The organism is Albidovulum sp. (assembly GCF_008933605.1).
Classification (GTDB): Bacteria; Pseudomonadota; Alphaproteobacteria; order Rhodobacterales; family Rhodobacteraceae; genus Albidovulum.
Genome location: NZ_WBUS01000018.1, coordinates 18,896 through 36,174 on the forward strand (window position 1 = coordinate 18,896; position 17,279 = coordinate 36,174).

Sequence of the window (17,279 nt, forward strand, 5' to 3'; positions counted from 1 at the left end):
GAAGTATTGAACATTATTTCAGGAACTCTGAAGTGGCAATCAAGTTGGAAATGCTGCGGGTCTTCCGCACCGTCGCGGAGAAAGGCGCGCTGTCACAGGCAGCCTCCGTCTTGGGCCGCACGCCCTCGGCGGTGTCGATGATGCTTTCTCAACTCGAGGAAAACCTCGGCGCGCCGCTCTTTGAAGGGGATCGCAAGAACCAGCTCACCCGTCTCGGCGAACTGGTATTGGCCGAGGCGATCCGCGCGACGGATGTCTTCGAGTCGAGCGCCGATGCAATCCGTCGCCTGACCACCTCAATCGCGGGAACCGTGCGCATTGCCGCGGTGCCTTCGGTCACCGCCACGCTGCTGCCACGCGCGCTGGCCGCCTTTCGCCTGACCCATCCCGATGTGCGCCTTGAAATCAGCGACCTCGACAGCGCTTCGGTGCGCCGCAGAGTGCGGCTAGATGAAGCGGATATCGGCATCATGACCCGTCGGGTGGACGACGCGGCGGAGGGAGTGTCGATCATGCGCGACCGCCTGGGGATCGCCTTCAACCACGACGGTGCGGTCGCGAGGGCTGTGGCGAACGGGGCGCCGGCGGACTGGAAGCTCTTGCGCCTCGAGCCGCTGATCGCCAACCCGCTCTGTGATCTGGTGCCCCATCCAGTCGTCGCCGAACTGATGAAATCGTGCAATCTCGAGGCCCGGAACACCACAGCGCTGATCGCCTTTGTCCGTGAAGGGCTCGGAGCCACCATTCTGCCTGACAGCTTGCTGCTTGACCGGGAGGGCATCGGCTATGTCGGCCCAGCCACGCCAGAGGCCCGCCGCGAATTGCGCATGATCTCCAATCCCGAGCGGCGCCTCAACCCGGCAGCGGAAGAGCTATGGAAGATGCTTGCGACTTTTCGGGATTCGAACCCGCTCTAGGACCCAACACAATCCGCGGCCAAGCCTGTATCCCGCGTCGGCTTGGAACCTCGTTCGCTGGGTTGGATGGCACCGGAGGAATGGCTCTGTCCTTCGGGGCAGATGGACGGCGTGTCGCAAGGGAGCGCACGAACACTGCACTTGCAGAGACCTTGCACAGTGCTCGGTATCGAAGTCCTAGGAGACTTCGCCGAGTGGCATGGGGACGCCTTCCGGCGCCACCAAGAGGAACCGTTCGGGGCTCCTCTCGTCGTGGAGAACAGGCGGTCGCTCGCCGGAAACAGGTCATCGTGATCCGGGGCGAACCGAAGCGGATGTCAAGGTCAAGCGGCGGCACGCGGTGCAGCGCGTTGGCACTTCCCGTCTCTCATGGTCCTTGTCCACAGGAAATGGACGTCATGTGTGCGTCAGACGGCGCGCTGGTTCGGCGGCGCCATGATCAGGCATCCCTCTCGGGCGCCGGGTGGCGCCCGCCGTCCCGTTGCAGCGCCCTCAGGACCGACTGCCAGGCCAGAAGGCCGGAAGGGCGCCCATCGGCCATGACCACGAGAGGGCGGTCGCGGCGGGCCAGCGCGCCGAAGGCCTCCTCGACATTGGCCGAAGCCTCGATCGTCACCGCATCCTCGAGTTGCGCCTCGCCGTTCCGCACACCGCCGCCGGCCCGCATCAGCCCGTGCCCGCCGCTGCCGTCGGAGATGATCACCCAGCCCGAGGCGCCGGAGGCCGCCTGCGGGCTGGGGAAGACCGGCCCGGGTTCGGCCAGCGCGCCACAGGTGACGGTCCGCGCCCGGTTCACGTCGCGCACGAAACGCGCGACATAGTCGTCGGCCGGCGCCATCAGGATGCCGGCGCCGGTCCCGACCTGGCGCAGCCTGCCGTCCTTGAGGATCGCGATGTGATTGCCGAGCAGCAGCGCCTCGTCGAGGTCGTGGGTAATGAAGACGATAGTCTTGTGCAGCCGCGACTGGATGTCGCGCAGCTGCATCTGCATGTCGTGACGGATCAGCGGGTCGAGCGCGCTGAATGCCTCGTCCATCAGCAGGATCTCGGCATCCGTCGCAAGCGCGCGTGCCAGCCCCACCCGCTGCTGCATGCCGCCGGAAAGCTGGCCGGGATAGCGGCCCTCGAAGCCGGCGAGCCCGACCAGCTCGATCTGCCGCATTCCGCGGTCGCGCGCCTCCTGCCGGGGAGCGCCGTCGATAATCAGCCCGTAGATGACGTTCTCCAGCACCGTCTTGTGCGGCAGAAGGGCAAATCGTTGGAACACCATCGAAGCCTTGTGGCGGCGAAAGGCGCGCAGGGCCGCCGGACCCAGCCCCAGCACATTCTCGCCGTCGACCAGGATGCGGCCGGCGGTCGGCTCGATCAGCCGGTTGAAATGCCGGATCAGCGTCGACTTGCCCGATCCCGACAGGCCCATGATCACGAAGGTCTCGCCCTCGCGGATATCGAGATTGATCTCGTGCAGCCCCAGCACATGGCCGGTCGCCTCGAGCAGCTCAGTCTTGCCCATCCCGTCCCAGACCCGCGCCAGCGCGGCTGCCGGATCGGCACCGAAAATCTTCGAGACGTTCTCGACCCGGATCTTGACGCCACCTGCCACGGCTCAGCTCTCCAACTTCAGGGACTTCTGCATCCGACGCCCGTAGGACTGGGCGATGCGGTCGAAGATGATGGCGAGGAAGACGATGCCAAGCCCGGCCAATAGTCCGCGGCTGACCTCGAGTCGCTGGATGCCCTGGAGGACCTGGTAGCCAAGGCCGCCGGCGCCGATCATCGAGGCGATCACCACCATCGACAGCGCCATCATCGTTGTCTGGTTGACCCCCGCCATGATCGCCGGCAGCGCAAGTGGCACCTGCACCGTCCAGAGCTGCTGGCCGGGCGAGGCGCCGAAGGCGCGGCTCGCCTCGACGATCTCGGGATCGACCTGGCGGATGCCGAGATCCGTCAGGCGGATAACCGGCGGGATGGCGAAGACGATGGTGGCGAGAAGCGCCGGGATCTTGCCCGGGCCGAAGAGCATGACGAATGGGATCAGGTAGACGAAGATCGGCATGGTCTGCATGATGTCGAGGACCGGCAGCGCCGCCACCCGCAAGCGGTCGACGCGCGACATCAGGACGCCGATAGGGATACCGGCGAGGATCGACAGCGCCGTTGCCATCAGCATCAGCGCGATCGTCGCCATCGCCGCATCCCAGACGCCGATCAGCCCCAGCGCCAGGGTCAGCGCCAGAACCACCGCCACCGTGCGCCAGTTCCGCGCCGCGTGCCAGGCCAGTGCCGCCAGCGCCAGCGCCACCAGCCACCAAGGCAGCGCCTGGAGCCCCTTCTCCATCAGGCCCAGAAGCCGCAACACCGGCATGAACAGCGCCTCGAGCGTTTCGCCCCAGGTGGCTACCAGCCCGTTGAAAGCCGCATCGAGTCCGCGGGAGAAGCCGCGCGTGTCCCAGAGTTCGGGGAAGCCTGATGCCATTGCTGCTGTCCTTCGGTTTGCCGGGGCGTTCGGGTCGATGCCGTGCCGGATTTCGGGCGCGGCCGCCGCGCGGGGCGCGTGCGCTGGCGGCCTCCCGGGGGCGTCAGAGACTCGCCTTCACCTTCTCGGCGACGTCGGCCGGCACCCAGTTGGTCCAGATCGCCTCGTAGTCCTTGAGGAAATGGGTCGCCACCTCCTCGGGCGTGGCGCCGTTGTCATCGCCCCAAGCCAGCACCTCGCTGATCTCGGCATTCGGGACCTGCATCTTGGCGAGGAAGTCCGCCACGTCGGGCGCGCGCTCCTTCAGCGACGAGACCACGGCGACCGCCACCTCGCCCACGGCCCAGCCGGTGACCTGGGGATCGGCGCAGTTGACGTCGGTCATGCAGGTGAAGGCCTCCTTGTCGAAGGTCGGCGTCTTCAGCAGCACCAGATGATACTTGCCGATCACGTCCGACGGGCCCCAGTAGTAGCCAACGAAGGCCTCTTTCTGGGCCACCTGCCGCGCGATCGACGCCTTGAGGTTTTCGCCTGAGCCGGGCGAAAACAGCTCGAACGTGTCCGCCAGCCCCAGCGCCTTGTAGTAGTTGGTGATGATCACCTCGCTGCCCCAGCCGGGAGGGCCGTTGTAGAGCCGGCCCTTGCCGGGGGCGGAGGCATCCTCGAACACCCTCCAGTTGGCCTTCAGGTCCTCGATGCTCTGGATTTCAGGATGTTCGGCGATGATGTAGTCCGGAACCCAAAGCCCTTCCTCGCCGCCCGACGCGAAGATGTCGCCGGCCTTGTAGACGTTCCCCTTCTCCTGCATCTGGTCCCAGATGCTCTGCGCGGTGGAGACCCAGAGCTCGGGCGCCACCATCGGCTCGGACCGGGTCAGCATCGAGGTCGCGGTCGGCACCGTGTCGCCGGGCACCAGCTCCGCCTCGCAGCCGTAGCCCGCCGAGAGGATCTTCTGCGCGACATGCGCCAGCGAGCCGGCCGAAAGCCAGGTCATCTCGGCGATGGTCACCCGATCGGCCGTCCCGCAATCCGCTGCAGCAGCGCCGGTGGCCGCCATCTGACCCGCCGCGAGCGAGGTCGCTGCAGCGAGCACAAGCTTGTAGTTCATTCCATCCTCCTGTTGCTTCCTGTGGTTCTTGGTTGCCGTCTTGCGCGGCCTGATTTCCGTCCCGCCCGGACCTCAGCCCGGCACCGGGATGTCGTCGGTCTCGTGCAGGACATGACGCACCGTGCCGCGGAAGAGGGGCAGGAAGTTGCCTACGTCCTCGCGCGCCTGTCGCCGGATGTCCGAGGCCATCGCGCGATCGAAGTCCGCACGGCTGGCAAACCCCAGTTCGAAGGCCAGGTAGTGGTCTGGCCCGGCGCCGTTCCACGGGGTCCCGCGGTGGTAGCGTAGCGAATGCAGGCCGGGATAGCGGGCGACCAGCGGCAGGTGGATGTTCCGCACATGATCGTCGAAGCGCTGGCGGTCGCCCTCGGGCACGTCACCCTCGTAATAGGCGCAGAGTGTGAGCATGGGGGTTCCCTCCCTGTCAGGAAATTTCGAAGGTGCCGTCGAGTTCGACGGGCACGTTCAGCGGCAGCGAGTTGACGCCGACGCCAACGCGGGTATGGCGACCGTCCTCGCCGAAGATCTCGGCCATCAGGTCCGAGGCGGCGTTCATTACCCGCGGATGGTCGCGGAAGTCCGGCGTGCAGTTGAAGAAGGCGTTGAGCCGCACAACTTTTCGCACCCGGTCGAGGTCGCCGCCGCAGGCGGCGCGCACCTGCGCCAGCACGTTGAGCGCGCAGAGCCGGGTCGCGGCCTCCGCCTCCTCGACCGACACATCCTCGCCGATCCGCCCCACATGGCGGAGCTTGCCGTCGAGGAACGTGACCTGCCCGGCGATCACCACCTGGTTGCCGCTGATCACATAGGGCTGGTAGCTGGCCACGGGGACCGGCGGTTCGGGCAGGACGATCCCCAGCTGCTCAAGGCGTGCATCGATCCGTCCAGCCATCGTCCTCTCCTTGCCTCGGGCGCCGGGTCCTGGCCGGCGGCTCTGCGTGAGACGGGATGTTAGGGCTGGATTGATTATTCCAACAAATTCAAAGAAAGGATGGATTGATTAAAAGAAATCATCAATCATGGCGCCGCATTCAGCTCGATCTCGCGCGGGACCTGGGCGCGAATATAGTCCCAGATGCGACGCGCGCCCTGCGACAGCGCCTCGTTGCGGCGACGGATCAGGCAGAGATGGCGATGGACCGCCGGGTTGGTCAGCCGGCGGAACACGAGTTCCGATTCCACCGCCGCGGGCCGCGCCAGTTCGGGCAGGAGCGTTATCCCGAGCCCCGCGCGCACCATGTCGAGCATGGTGACCATCGCCAGCACCTCGCCCGCCGGGGTCGGGCAGCGCTCGACGAATTCGGGCGTGTTTTGCAGCGCCGTATAGAAGCCGGTGTCGGAGGCCATGATGAACAGCCGCTTCTGGTCGATGCCTGCCCAGTTGAATGGCCCCTCCTCTCGCGCCAGCGGATCGTCGCGGCGGCAGACGAGGCCGAAGCGATCGGATGTGAGCGGCGTGAACTCCAGCTCGGGATAGGGACGCCAGACGTTGCTGATGCCGAACTCGACATCGTGGTCCAGCACCTGGCGGTGGACGCCGCGGCCGTTGTCGTCGCGCAGGGTGATGCGGATGTCGGGATAGATCTCGTGAAAGCCGCGGACCAGCGGCGGCATCAGCCGGGTGGCGACCGAGGGCACCACGGCGATCGGCACCCGCCCCTGGCGCTGTTTGGCGGTCTCGGTGACCGCGGCCAACGCGTGGTCGAAATCGCCGATGATCCGCTCGGCAGCGATGAGCAGGCTCTCGCCATCGACCGTCAAGACCACCTGCCGCGTGGTGCGGTTGAAGAGCGCGACGCCCAGGTGCTCCTCAAGCTGACGCACGGTGACCGTAAGGGCCGACTGTGACAGAAGCAGCCGCTCGGCGGCGCGGGTGAAGCTCGAATCCCGGGCCACGGCAACGAAGGCGCGCAGGTGCCGCAGGTTGATCGCCGATTTCATCTTCGCGCCGAATTGATCTGTTTAGATTATCAATATGGTGGACTTTTGCATTTAACAGATCAAGCGCCGATCTGTCATCTGAAACGGCAAGAGGCATCATCCCAGCCCCGAGGAACCTGTCATGGCGGATCTGAGTGTCGAGTTTTCCGGCCTGAAGCTGAAGAACCCCATCATCGTCGCCTCGGCCGAGCCGAGCAACAGCGTCGAGAACATCAAGAAATGCATCGACCACGGCGCCGGCGCGGTGATCACCAAGACGATCGGCGACATCCCCGGCATGCGCAAGCTCACCGAGAATTCGAAATACGCCATTCTCAACGACAAGGGCACGCTGATCCGGGGCAAGGTGCCGCGGTCCTTCGTGTTCTACAGCCGCTCGGGCTATGTCACCGAGCCCGAGCAGGACTGGATTTCCTACCTGAAGGAGACCCAGGCTTATGCGGAGGCAAGCGGCTCGCACATCATCGGCAACATCACCTCGGGCACCGTCGCCGGCTGGCGCGGGCTGGCTCGGATGGTCGAGGATTGCGGCATCCCGATGCTCGAGGTCAACTACCAGTGCCCGCACCCGACCGAATTGGCCGCCGGCGCCGAGGGCGTCTGGCTCGCCCAGGACCCGAAGGTGACCGCCGAGGTCACCCGCCAGATCGTCGATGCGGTCGGCATCCCGGTGATGGTCAAGCTGACCCCGGAATCGAACCGCATCACCGAGATCGCCAAGGCGGCGCTCGACGCCGGTGCCGCCTCGGTAGCGGTCAACAGCCGCTTCGTCGGCTTCGCCGTCGATATCGACAAGGCCGAACCCTACATCGGCGGGCCGGCCGGGGTCGGCGGGCCTTGGGTCAAGTATATCACCCAACGCTGGGTCAATGAGATCTTCGACAAGTTAGGCTGCGACATCTCGGGCTCGAACGGCATCTTCGACGCGCGCGACGCAATCGAGTTCATCATGTCGGGCGCCAAGGTGATGCAGGTCGGCTCGGTCTTGATGCTGAAGGGTGTCGAGTGGTTGCCGAAGGTGATCGACGGGATCGAGCGGTTCCTTGACGAGCACGGCTATCCCGACCTCGCCGCGATCCACGGGCTTGCCTCGAAGCGGGCGCTGAAGACGCCGGCCGAGATGCTGTCGATGGAGCCGCTCTACTGCGAGATCGACCGCAGCAAGTGCAAGTATCCGACATGCGACATTTGCGTGCGCATGTGCTTCTACGACTCGCTGCATTTCGGCGAGGACCGGGTGGTCACCACCCCCGACACCTGCATCGGATGCGAGCTCTGCTACAACGTCTGCCCCTTCGACGCGATCCGCATGCTGCCGAAGTCCGAGCGCAGCGAGACTCTGGCCGCCGAGTAGCGGGAGCCAGGAGGAGCGACCATGACCTTCGTCGTCACCGAGAACTGCATCAAGTGCAAATACACCGACTGCGTCGACGTCTGCCCAGTGGACTGCTTCTACGAGGGCGAGAACTTCCTCGTGATCCATCCCGACGAATGCATCGACTGCGGCGTCTGCCAGCCGGAGTGCCCGGCTGATGCGATCTTCGCCGATACCGACGGTGACTATGATGAATGGATTGCGCTCAACCGCCGCTATGCCGAGCTTTGGCCGGTGATCACCAAGAAGATCGCCGCACTGCCGGACGCCGATGTCTGGACGGCAAAGCCTGGAAAACTGCCGCTGCTGAGCCCCCGGCCCGGCGGCTCGGACGCGCCGGTCGCCGAACCGGCACCTGCCTGGGAAGGAAGGCCATGACCGAACAGAGTGCGATGAGCCACCGTGGCGCCAAACCCGTCCGCACCCTGCCCGATGCGCAGACCGTGCTCTCGGTCCGCCACTGGACGGACCGGCTCTTCTCCTTCCGGGTGACACGGCCGCGAAGCCTGCGCTTCCGCTCGGGCGAGTTCGTGATGATCGGCCTGCTCGACGACAACGGCAAGCCGCTCCTGCGGGCCTATTCGATCGCCTCGCCCTCCTGGGACGAGGAGCTGGAATTCTACTCGATCAAGGTGCCCGACGGGCCGCTCACCTCGCGGCTCCAGCACATCGCGGCGGGCGACCAGATCATCCTGCGCCCGAAGCCGGTGGGCACGCTCGTGCTCGACGCGCTCCTGCCCGGAAAGCGCATCTGGTTCCTCGCCACCGGCACCGGCATCGCGCCCTTCGCCTCGCTCATGCGCGACCCCGAGACCTACGAGAAATACGACCAGGTGATCATGATGCACACCTGCCGGACCGCGGCCGAGCTCGAATACGGACGCGAACTGGTCGAAGGCCTGAAGGACGATCCCCTGATCGGGGAAGTCGTCGGCGACAAGCTGAAATACTATCCCACGACGACGCGGGAAGAGAGCGCCCATATGGGCCGGATCACCGACAACCTGACCTCGGGCAAGGTCTTCGCCGATCTCGGGCTGGCGCCGATGGACAAGGCGACCGACCGGGCGATGGTCTGCGGCTCGCTCGCCTTCAACGTCGACGTCAAGGCGGTTCTGGAAGGCTTCGGGCTGCGCGAGGGCGCGAACTCGGACCCGCGCGAGTATGTCGTGGAAAAGGCCTTCGTCGGCGACGGAATCTGACACCAGACGGGCAACGGCGGCACGGTCACCACCAGGGCGTTCGCACTCCCTGCCGACGGTCTTGCCTGTCACCACGCGCAGGTCCCTCGGCACCACGATCCGCGCATGATGACGCCCGGACCGATTCACCACTTGCCCGATCTTGCCCGCCGCGCGCCACCTGCGGGTGCAGGCAAAACCGCACCCACAGAACGGCCCAGAACCCTTGATCGAAGGGGGTTTATCTTGTTTCAACGGGTTGGGATGGTGGGTGATGAGGGATTTGAACCCCCGACATCTTCGATGTGAACGAAGCGCTCTACCACTGAGCTAATCACCCGATCGGCGCGGTTCCTAGCCGCATTCGCGCGACAGCGCAAGAGGGGAGACCGGACGCGCACCGGGGCGGTCGCGAAGCTGCCGCGACCCGTGCCCGCGAGGGGGGGCGTGCCGCGGTCGGGACATCGTGTCACACCGCGCGCGGCCGACCTGCGCACTCTTTGGCCATTGCGTGGAAGCGGAATCGCGGCATCCTTCGGTTGCCGCCCATTCCGGCGTCAGTTCTTGTGGGAGGGGGCTATCATGACTGATTTTACCAGACGGAAATTCTTTGCCTTGACGCTGGCCGGTGCGCCCATGCTCCTTGCGGCACAGGCGTTTGCGCAGACCTCGGAGACAACCGAAGAGACCACGGACACGTCGACCCCTGACGAGCGCGAACGCCACGAGCAGGAACTCCACCAGGAGGAACTCGAGCGGGAGGAGCGCGAGCGTCGCGAGCGCACGGAGCGCCGGCGCAGGGAATGGCGCGAGCGCCGTGCCCGGCGCAACGCCGGCTGAACGAAAATGCCCTGCGGCCGGTTACTGCCGGCCGCAGGGCAATCCTTGGCTGATCCGGGCCACCCTGGCGCCCGCTCAGGACGCGCCGGTCAGTGCGCGGTGGCCGCGGTGCTGCCCTTGTCCGCCACCGCCGCCCGCGCCGCCGCCTCCTCGGCCTCGGCGTCCCACTCGATCGGCTCGGGCATCCGCACCAGCGCCAGTTTCAGAACCTCGCGCACATGGCCGACGGGGATGATCTCCAGCCCCTCTTTCACGTTGTCCGGGATCTCCGTCAGGTCCTTCGCGTTCTCCTCGGGGATCAGCACCGTCTTGATGCCCCCCCTCAGCGCCGCGAGCAGCTTTTCCTTCAGCCCACCGATCGCCAGCACGTTGCCGCGCAGCGTCACCTCGCCGGTCATGGCGATGTCCTTCCTGACCGGGATCTGCGTCAGAACCGAGACGATGGAGGTCACCATCGCCACGCCGGCCGACGGCCCGTCCTTGGGCGTCGCACCTTCCGGCACGTGGACATGGATGTCGATCTTCTCGAAGACCGGCGGCTTCACCCCGATCTCCGGGCTGATCGCGCGGACGAAGGAACTTGCCGCCTCGATCGACTCCTTCATCACCTCGCCGAGCTTGCCGGTGGTCTTCATCCGGCCCTTGCCGGGCAGCTTCAGGGCTTCGATCGAGAGGAGGTCACCGCCGACGGAAGTCCAGGCGAGGCCCGTCACCACGCCGATCTGGTCTTCCTTCTCGGCCAGGCCATAGCGGAACTTCTTCACGCCGAGGAAGTCCTCGAGGTTTTCCGGCGTGACCTCGACACTTGTCACGTCCTTGCGGACGATCCGGGTCAGCGCCTTCCGCGCGATCTTGGAAATCTCGCGCTCGAGGTTCCGCACCCCCGCCTCGCGGGTATAGGTGCGGATCATCTCCTGCAACGCCTCGTCCGTCAGCCTGAACTCGGTCTTCTTCAGCCCGTGGTTCTTCACCTGCTTCGGGATCAGGTGCTGCCTGGCGATCTCGCGCTTTTCGTCCTCGGTGTAGCCCGCGAGCGGGATGATCTCCATCCGGTCAAGAAGCGGCCCCGGCATGTTGTAGCTGTTGGCCGTGGTCAGGAACATCACGTTGGAAAGGTCGTATTCGACCTCGAGGTAGTGGTCCATGAACGTGTTGTTCTGTTCGGGGTCGAGCACCTCGAGCATCGCTGAGGCCGGGTCGCCGCGGAAGTCCTGCCCCATCTTGTCGATCTCGTCGAGCAGGATGAGCGGATTGGTGGTCTTGGCCTTCTTCAGCGCCTGGATGATCTTGCCGGGCATGGAGCCGATGTAGGTCCGCCGGTGGCCGCGGATCTCGGACTCGTCGCGCACCCCGCCGAGCGAGATGCGGATGAACTCGCGCCCCGTGGCCTTCGCCACCGACTTGCCGAGCGAGGTCTTGCCGACGCCGGGCGGGCCGACGAGGCAGAGGATCGGGCCCTTCATCTTCTGGCTGCGCTGCTGCACGGCCAGGTACTCGACGATCCGCTCCTTGACCTTCTCGAGCCCGTAATGGTCGTTGTCGAGCACCTCCTGCGCGGCGCGCAGGTCCTTCTTCACCCGGCTCTTGACGCCCCAGGGCAGGCTGAGGAGCCAGTCGAGATAGTTGCGCACCACCGTCGCCTCGGCCGACATCGGCGACATCGACTTCAGCTTCTTCAGCTCGGCTTCGGCCTTGTCGCGCGCCTCCTTCGAGAACTTGGTCCTGGCGATCTTCTCGGTCAGCTCGTTGATCTCGTTCTGGCCTTCCTCGCCGTCGCCGAGCTCGCGCTGAATGGCCTTCATCTGCTCATTCAGGTAATACTCGCGCTGGGTGCGCTCCATCTGGCTCTTGACGCGGCTCTTGATCTTCTTCTCGACCTGCAGGACCGACATCTCGCCCTGCATCAGGCCATAGACCTTCTCCAGCCGCTCGGCCACATCGAGGGTCTCCAGAAGCTCCTGCTTCTGACCCACCTCGATGCCGAGATGGCCCGACACGAGGTCGGCGAGCTTGGCCGGGTCCCGCGCCTCGGAGATCGCCGAAAGCGCCTCTTCCGGCACGTTCTTCTTGATCTTGGCGTACCGCTCGAACTCCTCGGCGACCGAGCGCAGCAGCGCCTCGACCGCCGCCCGGTCGCCCGGCATCTCGGTCAGGCCCTCGGCGCACGCCTCGAAATAGGCGTCATTGTCGAGGAACTCGACAATCCGCACCCGGGCCCGGCCTTCGACGAGCACCTTCACGGTGCCGTCGGGCAGCTTCAGGAGCTGCAGCACATTGGCCAGCACGCCGGCCCGGTAAATGCCTTCCGGGGTGGGTTCGTCCTGCGTGGGGTCGATCTGCGACGACAGGAGGATCTGCTTGTCCTCCTTCATCACCTCTTCCAGCGCCCGCACCGACTTCTCGCGCCCGACAAAGAGCGGGACGATCATGTGCGGAAACACCACGATGTCGCGCAGGGGCAACACCGGGTAGCTGGGCGAAAGCTGCTCTTTCATTCGCGTTTCCTGTTCTTCGCAAAAGGACGCCGGCCCCGGTCATCGGCGGCATCCGGCCCTTTCCGTTCCGCGTCCTATTTATGCAGGGCGGCACCCGCGTTCAACCGGACTCCGCCGGGCGCTGTCACATTGCCGTCACGTGCCACCCGCGACAAGCGCGGAAAACGCCCCCTTGGCCGGGCGACGCCCTTGGCCCGGCCCGCAGGTCGGGCTTGGGCGTCGCCCCGGCTGCGGTCACTCCGCCGCGATGGCGACCGGGGTCTTCGCGGCCGGCATGCTCAGGACGGCGTAGCTGCGCCCGTCCTGGACATAGGGCTGGCCGATCCGGTCGCAGGCCCAGCCAAGCTGGCGCAGCGCCCGCAAAAGCGGAAGGCGCGTCAGCGAGATCAGCTGCGAGCCCCCCTGCCGCCGCGCCATCTCCGCCAACCCGTCGACGATCAGCGACAGGCATTCCGCCCGCTCCTCGGCCGAGCCGATGTCCTCGGCCATGACAAGGCGCGAGCATTCCCAGACCTGCGCGCTGCGGATCGGCCCGTCGATCACGCTTTTCGGGATCGTCGGCAGCTTGCCCGCCAGCACGTCGTTGAGCATGCAGCCCGCGCCGTTCCATTCCGCCATGGTCGAGAGCATCCGCGCCCCGCCGATCAGGCGGCCGTCCCGGACGACTAGCGAATAATGCGTCAGCGGATTGTCGTACTGGTCCATCTCGACGAAATCGTTGTGCGGGATGTCCCAGCCGAGTTCGTCCACGAAAACCCGTTTGCGCATCTTCAGATAGTCGTAGAACGCCGCGCCGTGGCGATGCATGTCGAGAAGGTCGAAGGTGATGTTTTCCATGATGTGCCCCTCCTGATAGGCGGGGCAATTAGAGCATTAACCAGAATCGGGAAAAATCCTTATTGGCGAGTATCGAACACACTTTCGCCGTATGAGTGTGTCCGCGGTCACGGCCGGACCGTTGCGGCCCGCCGTCGCGGATCAGATAAGCCCGTACCGCACCGCCGTCGACACGCCCTGGCTGATCGTCTTGGCGCCGAGTTTCAGCTTGGCGTTCTTCAGCCTTTGCTTGATCGCCCCCTCGGACACGCCGAGCCGGCCGGCGATCTCTTTCAGGAGCAGGCCGCCCCGCACCATCCGGAGAGCCTGGAGTTCCGCCTCGGTCAGGTTCGTCGGCGGCGCCGTCGCCTCGTGCAGGCGGCGCAACTTGTGCGCGAGGAGCGCGATCTCCTCGTCGCTGAACTCCCGGTCGCTCCGCGCGAAGGACCCGAAGCTGCGCTGCCCCTCGGTGCCGGTCGAGGCACAGGAGATCGCCGCGCCGTGGATCAGCCCGTGCGCGGCGGCCTCGGTCAGGATGCCCATGGGGTCGGGCAAGTCGATCTCGCTCCAGCGGATCGCGCCGGAATTGCCGTAAAGCCACTGCATGACGGGATCGAACAGCATGTAGCCGCGTTGGGTGTAGCGTTCGATCCAGGCGTCGGGTAAGGCGTTGGTCTCGGCGATCGGAAAGGCGAAACCGACCCGAAGTGCGATATAGTAGCCCGCGGGGGCGATGTAGGAAAACTCACGCCCCTCCCCGGCCTGTTCCATGGTAGATACGTCCCGTTCGCGTTCCGGCGGGCCTGTGACAATCGACCCAGAGTTGTGGCAACTTCGCGCATATGCCACGAAACGCCGGGCGACGGAAGACAAAGGGACCGGGAGACCGGATGAAGGGTCAGGACAGCATCAGCACGCTTCTGGCGAAGCTCCATGCGGCGAGCCCCGCAGGCTTCGCGATCGCGCTCCACGTGCGCTTCACCGCGCCGCGCTATCTCTTCCAGTCCTACGCGAAGGAGTGGCTCGATACCTATTCGCGCGAGGGTCTGGTGCTCCACGATCCTGTGGTGCGCTGGGGTTTCACCCACGAGGGCACCATCCGGTGGAGCGCGCTCGACGATCCTGCGGGCGTGATGGACCGCGCCGCGGCGCACGGCCTGCGGCACGGCGCGGTCGTCGCCTTCGTACGTGACGGCAGCCGGACCATGGCGGGCTTCGCCCGCGGCGACCGCGAGCTGACCGACGACGAGATCGCGACGCTGAAGCGCATCCTCGAAGACCTCCACGACCTCACCGGCACGGTGGAGACGTTCTCGCCCGACGTCCACATGACGCTGAAGCAGATGTCGATCTACCTGACCCACGGCTGAGGCCGGCCCTCAGAACGGCTCGATGTCCCCCTCCGCTCGCTCGCGGTGGAACGCCGCGACGAAGGCGGCAAGCCGCCCTGCGGCGATGGCCTCGCGAAGGCCGGCCATCAGCGCCTGGTAGTAGTGCAGGTTGTGCCAGGTCAGGAGCATCGACGAGATGATCTCGCCCGCCCGGAAGACGTGGTGCAGATAGGCCCGGCTGTAGGACCGGCAGGCCGGGCAGGTGCAGGCCTCGTCGAGCGGCCGCGGGTCGTCCATGTGGCGGGCGTTCTTGATGTTGACGACGCCCCGCCGGGTGAAGGCCTGCCCCGTGCGCCCCGAGCGCGAGGGTAGGACACAGTCCATCATGTCGATGCCGCGCTCCACCGCGCCGACGATGTCGTCGGGCTTGCCCACGCCCATGAGGTAGCGCGGCCTGTCGGCGGGCAGCATTCCCGGCGCATAGTCGAGTACGCCGAACATCGCCTCCTGCCCCTCGCCCACCGCGAGCCCGCCGACCGCGTAGCCGTCAAAGCCGATTTCCGTGAGTTTTCCGGCGCTTTCCTCGCGCAACTCGCGCGTCACGCCGCCTTGCTGGATGCCGAAGAGCGCGTGGCCCGGCCGGTCGCCGAAGGCGTCGCGCGACCGCTGTGCCCAGCGCATGGAAAGCCGTGTCGAGGCCGCCACCGTCTCGACCGGCGCCGGCAGCGCGGGGCACTCGTCGAAGCACATCACGATGTCCGAGCCCAGAAGCCGCTGGATCTCCATGCTGCGCTCGGGCGAGAGCATGTGCTTGGAACCGTCGATATGGGAGGAGAAGCGCACGCCCTCCTCGGTCAGTTTGCGCAGCGCGGCGAGGCTCATCACCTGGAACCCGCCCGAGTCGGTCAGGATCGGGCGCTCCCAGTTCATGAAGCGGTGCAGGCCGCCCAGCCGGGCGATGCGCTCGGCGGTCGGCCGCAGCATCAGGTGATACGTATTGCCGAGGAGAATGTCGGCCCCGGTCGCGCGGACGCTTTCGGGCAGCATCGCCTTGACCGTGCCCGCGGTGCCCACCGGCATGAAGGCAGGCGTCCGGATCTCACCCCGAGGGGTGGAGATCGTGCCGGTGCGGGCGGCGCCGTCGGTGGCGTGAAGCGTGAAGGTGAAGCGTTGGGTCATGATCCGCTCTTAGCCCGTCCGCAGACCCCGGTGAAGGGGCGCGGTTCGAAGGTGCGGCCGTTCCCGGCGCGCTGGCGTGCGGAAGGCCCCACGCCACCGGCCGGGCGGTCTTTACGGCGCCCGGTGAATTCCCTATATATTCGCTCAACTAAAGACAGGACTCGCGATGACCGTCGAACCCGCCGCGCCCGTCGAAGGCACGCCGCTGATCAAGCCCTCGACCACGGGGCACCCGCTCTACGAGAGCGTGGTGGAGGCGTGCCGGACGGTCTACGACCCCGAAATCCCGGTCAACATCTTCGATCTGGGTCTCATCTACACCATCGACATCTCTCCCGAGAACGAGGTCAGGATCGTCATGACTCTCACCGCGCCGGGCTGCCCGGTGGCCGGCGAGATGCCGGGTTGGGTCGCCGACGCGGTGGAGCCCATCGACGGCGTGAAGCAGGTCGATGTCGAGATGACCTTCGAGCCGCAGTGGGGCATGGACATGATGTCCGACGAGGCGCGGCTGGAACTGGGGTTCATGTAGAGCAAGTTATATAGGTTGCTTTTTAAAAAGAAAGTCATATGATTTGCTTCATGGAAAGCAAGTCAACGGATTCCAACGAATACGCGCCCATCGTGGCGGTTCTGACGGGCGATCTGGTCGCATCCCGCAAACATGCCGACGAGAGGGTCGCAGCCGTGATGGCGCGGATCGCAAAGACCGCGCACCAGCTTGGCACGATGACGGATGCCGACTCGCGCTTCACGCGCTTTCGCGGCGATGGCTGGCAGGTCGTGCTCGGGCGCGCGGGTTGGGCTCTGCGCGCGGCACTGATCATCATTGCCGATCTGAAAGCCGAGGGGCATGATATCGAAACCCGAATCTCGGTCGGTGTCGGGCCTTGGGAAAGCCTCGGAACGGATGACCTTTCCGATGCTTCGGGCCGGGCATTCTTCGTCTCCGGTCGCAATCTGGACGAGATGCCGAAACACAGGCGACTCGCCATCGCGGGCGGACGCAACGCGGCCGTTCATGGGGTCGCCGACAGGGACTGGCAGGCGGCGATCTTCGACATGGCGGAATGGATCGCTTCCCGTTGGTCGCAACCGCAGGCGGAAGCGATGGCGATGGCCCTTCGCGACGACTGGAAGACGCAGGACGAGCTGGCGCAACGCCTTGGCATCACGCGGCAGGCGATGCACGCCCGGCTGACGGGCGCGGGCTATCAGGCAATGGAGAACGCGATCTACGCCTTCCAGAAGTACCAATGGGAGCCGGTAGCATGACCGAGACCTTCGCCGCGCTCCTCCTCGCCCATGTCCTCGCCGACTTCGTCCTCCAGACGCGCGGGATCGCGCTGAACAAGCGGCGCCTTCCGGTCCTCCTCCTCCACGGCGCGGTCGTGCTGGCGGCGGCGCAGGCGGCGCTCGGCCGGGTCGATGCCTGGGAACTCCTCGCACTCGCCCTGCTGCACACGGTCGTCGACGGGGTGAAGGCCCGGATGGCCACGCCGGGGCTTGCCGCCTTTCTCGCCGATCAGGGCGCCCATCTGGCGGCCCTCGCGGCCCTGGCCGCGCTGCGGCCCCACCTCTGGGCCGGCGGCGCTTGGGCCGGCCCAGAGGTGGGGC

Annotated in this window: 19 protein-coding genes and 1 tRNA gene; 9 read left to right on the forward strand and 11 right to left on the reverse strand. The window is 66.1% G+C overall.

Translation table 11 applies throughout. From position 1 onward, the window contains the following. Nucleotides 1–32: 32 nt before the first annotated feature. On the forward strand, nucleotides 33–917 hold the full coding sequence (locus F9K34_RS04375; protein ID WP_291335685.1) for a LysR family transcriptional regulator: 885 nt from the start codon (nucleotides 33–35) through the stop codon (nucleotides 915–917). A gap of 439 nt (nucleotides 918–1,356) precedes the next feature. On the opposite strand, the gene F9K34_RS04380 is transcribed toward F9K34_RS04375, so the two are convergent. From F9K34_RS04380 to F9K34_RS04405, 6 genes are all read right to left on the reverse strand, one after another. Next, nucleotides 1,357–2,520 carry a quaternary amine ABC transporter ATP-binding protein gene (locus F9K34_RS04380; RefSeq protein ID WP_291335686.1) on the reverse strand — a complete coding sequence of 388 codons (1,164 nt, stop codon included), beginning with the start codon at nucleotides 2,518–2,520 and terminating at the stop codon, nucleotides 1,357–1,359. Nucleotides 2,521–2,523: 3 nt separating this feature from the next. After that, complete coding sequence (locus F9K34_RS04385; protein WP_291335687.1) at nucleotides 2,524–3,396, reverse strand: ABC transporter permease; 873 nt, start codon at nucleotides 3,394–3,396, stop codon at nucleotides 2,524–2,526. A gap of 103 nt (nucleotides 3,397–3,499) precedes the next feature. Next, nucleotides 3,500–4,504: a glycine betaine ABC transporter substrate-binding protein gene (locus F9K34_RS04390; protein ID WP_291335688.1), complete on the reverse strand. Its 1,005-nt coding sequence runs from the start codon at nucleotides 4,502–4,504 to the stop codon at nucleotides 3,500–3,502. 72 nt (nucleotides 4,505–4,576) lie between these two features. Beyond that, a complete protein-coding gene (locus F9K34_RS04395; protein ID WP_291335689.1) occupies nucleotides 4,577–4,912 on the reverse strand; it encodes an EthD family reductase in 336 nt (111 codons plus the stop codon). Between the two features lie 16 nt (nucleotides 4,913–4,928). Then, the gene (locus F9K34_RS04400) at nucleotides 4,929–5,396 is read right to left on the reverse strand and encodes a RidA family protein (RefSeq protein ID WP_291335690.1); all 468 of its coding nucleotides are present in this window, start codon (nucleotides 5,394–5,396) and stop codon (nucleotides 4,929–4,931) included. 125 nt (nucleotides 5,397–5,521) lie between these two features. Next, nucleotides 5,522–6,445: a LysR family transcriptional regulator gene (locus F9K34_RS04405; protein WP_291335691.1), complete on the reverse strand. Its 924-nt coding sequence runs from the start codon at nucleotides 6,443–6,445 to the stop codon at nucleotides 5,522–5,524. Nucleotides 6,446–6,566: 121 nt separating this feature from the next. Between F9K34_RS04405 and F9K34_RS04410 the strand changes: the two genes are divergently transcribed. Genes F9K34_RS04410 through F9K34_RS04420 form a run of 3 tightly spaced genes read left to right on the forward strand, consistent with a single transcriptional unit; the run spans nucleotide 6,567 to nucleotide 9,022 of the window. Next, nucleotides 6,567–7,799 carry a 4Fe-4S binding protein gene (locus F9K34_RS04410; RefSeq protein WP_291335692.1) on the forward strand — a complete coding sequence of 411 codons (1,233 nt, stop codon included), beginning with the start codon at nucleotides 6,567–6,569 and terminating at the stop codon, nucleotides 7,797–7,799. A 21-nt stretch (nucleotides 7,800–7,820) separates the two neighbouring features. Next, a complete protein-coding gene (gene fdxA / locus F9K34_RS04415) occupies nucleotides 7,821–8,198 on the forward strand; it encodes a ferredoxin FdxA (protein ID WP_291335693.1) in 378 nt (125 codons plus the stop codon). Beyond that, nucleotides 8,195–9,022, forward strand: a complete 828-nt coding sequence (locus F9K34_RS04420) for a ferredoxin--NADP reductase (protein WP_291335694.1) — start codon at nucleotides 8,195–8,197, stop codon at nucleotides 9,020–9,022. Before fdxA ends, F9K34_RS04420 begins: the two co-directional genes overlap by 4 nt. A 244-nt stretch (nucleotides 9,023–9,266) precedes the next feature. Here the strand turns inward: F9K34_RS04420 and F9K34_RS04425 are convergent. Continuing rightward, a tRNA-Val gene (locus F9K34_RS04425) sits at nucleotides 9,267–9,341 on the reverse strand. 242 nt (nucleotides 9,342–9,583) lie between these two features. Here F9K34_RS04425 and F9K34_RS04430 point away from each other — a divergent pair. Next, the gene (locus F9K34_RS04430) at nucleotides 9,584–9,841 is read left to right on the forward strand and encodes a hypothetical protein (protein WP_291335695.1); all 258 of its coding nucleotides are present in this window, start codon (nucleotides 9,584–9,586) and stop codon (nucleotides 9,839–9,841) included. A gap of 89 nt (nucleotides 9,842–9,930) precedes the next feature. Here the strand turns inward: F9K34_RS04430 and lon are convergent, their stop codons facing one another. The 3 genes from lon to F9K34_RS04445 all read right to left on the reverse strand — a co-directional run bounded on the left by lon (nucleotide 9,931) and on the right by F9K34_RS04445 (nucleotide 13,923). Further along, nucleotides 9,931–12,336 (reverse strand): endopeptidase La, encoded by a 2,406-nt coding sequence (lon, locus tag F9K34_RS04435; RefSeq protein WP_291335696.1) that lies wholly within the window; start codon nucleotides 12,334–12,336, stop codon nucleotides 9,931–9,933. A 234-nt stretch (nucleotides 12,337–12,570) separates the two neighbouring features. Then, a complete protein-coding gene (locus F9K34_RS04440) occupies nucleotides 12,571–13,173 on the reverse strand; it encodes an acyl-homoserine-lactone synthase (RefSeq protein ID WP_291335697.1) in 603 nt (200 codons plus the stop codon). Nucleotides 13,174–13,314: 141 nt separating this feature from the next. After that, nucleotides 13,315–13,923, reverse strand: coding sequence for an autoinducer binding domain-containing protein (locus F9K34_RS04445; protein WP_291335698.1), 609 nt, complete (start codon nucleotides 13,921–13,923; stop codon nucleotides 13,315–13,317). 119 nt (nucleotides 13,924–14,042) lie between these two features. Between F9K34_RS04445 and F9K34_RS04450 the strand changes: the two genes are divergently transcribed. Next, nucleotides 14,043–14,522 carry an autoinducer binding domain-containing protein gene (locus tag F9K34_RS04450; protein ID WP_291335699.1) on the forward strand — a complete coding sequence of 160 codons (480 nt, stop codon included), beginning with the start codon at nucleotides 14,043–14,045 and terminating at the stop codon, nucleotides 14,520–14,522. Nucleotides 14,523–14,531: 9 nt separating this feature from the next. Here the strand turns inward: F9K34_RS04450 and tgt are convergent, their stop codons facing one another. Next, nucleotides 14,532–15,662, reverse strand: coding sequence for a tRNA guanosine(34) transglycosylase Tgt (gene tgt, locus F9K34_RS04455; RefSeq protein ID WP_291335700.1), 1,131 nt, complete (start codon nucleotides 15,660–15,662; stop codon nucleotides 14,532–14,534). 166 nt (nucleotides 15,663–15,828) lie between these two features. Between tgt and F9K34_RS04460 the strand changes: the two genes are divergently transcribed. The 3 genes from F9K34_RS04460 to F9K34_RS04470 form a co-directional block, all read left to right on the forward strand. Continuing rightward, on the forward strand, nucleotides 15,829–16,194 hold the full coding sequence (locus tag F9K34_RS04460; RefSeq protein ID WP_291335701.1) for an SUF system Fe-S cluster assembly protein: 366 nt from the start codon (nucleotides 15,829–15,831) through the stop codon (nucleotides 16,192–16,194). 50 nt (nucleotides 16,195–16,244) lie between these two features. Then, complete coding sequence (locus F9K34_RS04465; RefSeq protein ID WP_291335702.1) at nucleotides 16,245–16,937, forward strand: hypothetical protein; 693 nt, start codon at nucleotides 16,245–16,247, stop codon at nucleotides 16,935–16,937. Continuing rightward, nucleotides 16,934–17,279 (forward strand): DUF3307 domain-containing protein (locus F9K34_RS04470; protein ID WP_291335703.1); only part of this gene is annotated, 346 nt, incomplete at its 3' end. The genes F9K34_RS04465 and F9K34_RS04470, both read left to right, overlap by 4 nt.

Excerpts from the sequence above, each read along its gene's own strand:
- F9K34_RS04395 (WP_291335689.1), bottom strand. The coding sequence starts at position 4,912 with ATGCTCACACTCTGCGCCTATTACGAGGGTGACGTGCCCGAGGGCGAC.
- F9K34_RS04440 (WP_291335697.1), bottom strand. The coding sequence starts at position 13,173 with ATGGAAAACATCACCTTCGACCTTCTCGACATGCATCGCCACGGCGCG.
- F9K34_RS04430 (WP_291335695.1), top strand. The coding sequence starts at position 9,584 with ATGACTGATTTTACCAGACGGAAATTCTTTGCCTTGACGCTGGCCGGT.
- F9K34_RS04420 (WP_291335694.1), top strand. The coding sequence starts at position 8,195 with ATGACCGAACAGAGTGCGATGAGCCACCGTGGCGCCAAACCCGTCCGC.
- lon (WP_291335696.1), bottom strand. The coding sequence starts at position 12,336 with ATGAAAGAGCAGCTTTCGCCCAGCTACCCGGTGTTGCCCCTGCGCGAC.
- F9K34_RS04445 (WP_291335698.1), bottom strand. The coding sequence starts at position 13,923 with ATGGAACAGGCCGGGGAGGGGCGTGAGTTTTCCTACATCGCCCCCGCG.
- F9K34_RS04450 (WP_291335699.1), top strand. The coding sequence starts at position 14,043 with ATGAAGGGTCAGGACAGCATCAGCACGCTTCTGGCGAAGCTCCATGCG.
- F9K34_RS04405 (WP_291335691.1), bottom strand. The coding sequence starts at position 6,445 with ATGAAATCGGCGATCAACCTGCGGCACCTGCGCGCCTTCGTTGCCGTG.
- fdxA (WP_291335693.1), top strand. The coding sequence starts at position 7,821 with ATGACCTTCGTCGTCACCGAGAACTGCATCAAGTGCAAATACACCGAC.
- F9K34_RS04410 (WP_291335692.1), top strand. The coding sequence starts at position 6,567 with ATGGCGGATCTGAGTGTCGAGTTTTCCGGCCTGAAGCTGAAGAACCCC.
- F9K34_RS04400 (WP_291335690.1), bottom strand. The coding sequence starts at position 5,396 with ATGGCTGGACGGATCGATGCACGCCTTGAGCAGCTGGGGATCGTCCTG.
- F9K34_RS04465 (WP_291335702.1), top strand. The coding sequence starts at position 16,245 with ATGGAAAGCAAGTCAACGGATTCCAACGAATACGCGCCCATCGTGGCG.
- F9K34_RS04460 (WP_291335701.1), top strand. The coding sequence starts at position 15,829 with ATGACCGTCGAACCCGCCGCGCCCGTCGAAGGCACGCCGCTGATCAAG.
- F9K34_RS04385 (WP_291335687.1), bottom strand. The coding sequence starts at position 3,396 with ATGGCATCAGGCTTCCCCGAACTCTGGGACACGCGCGGCTTCTCCCGC.
- F9K34_RS04390 (WP_291335688.1), bottom strand. The coding sequence starts at position 4,504 with ATGAACTACAAGCTTGTGCTCGCTGCAGCGACCTCGCTCGCGGCGGGT.
- tgt (WP_291335700.1), bottom strand. The coding sequence starts at position 15,662 with ATGACCCAACGCTTCACCTTCACGCTTCACGCCACCGACGGCGCCGCC.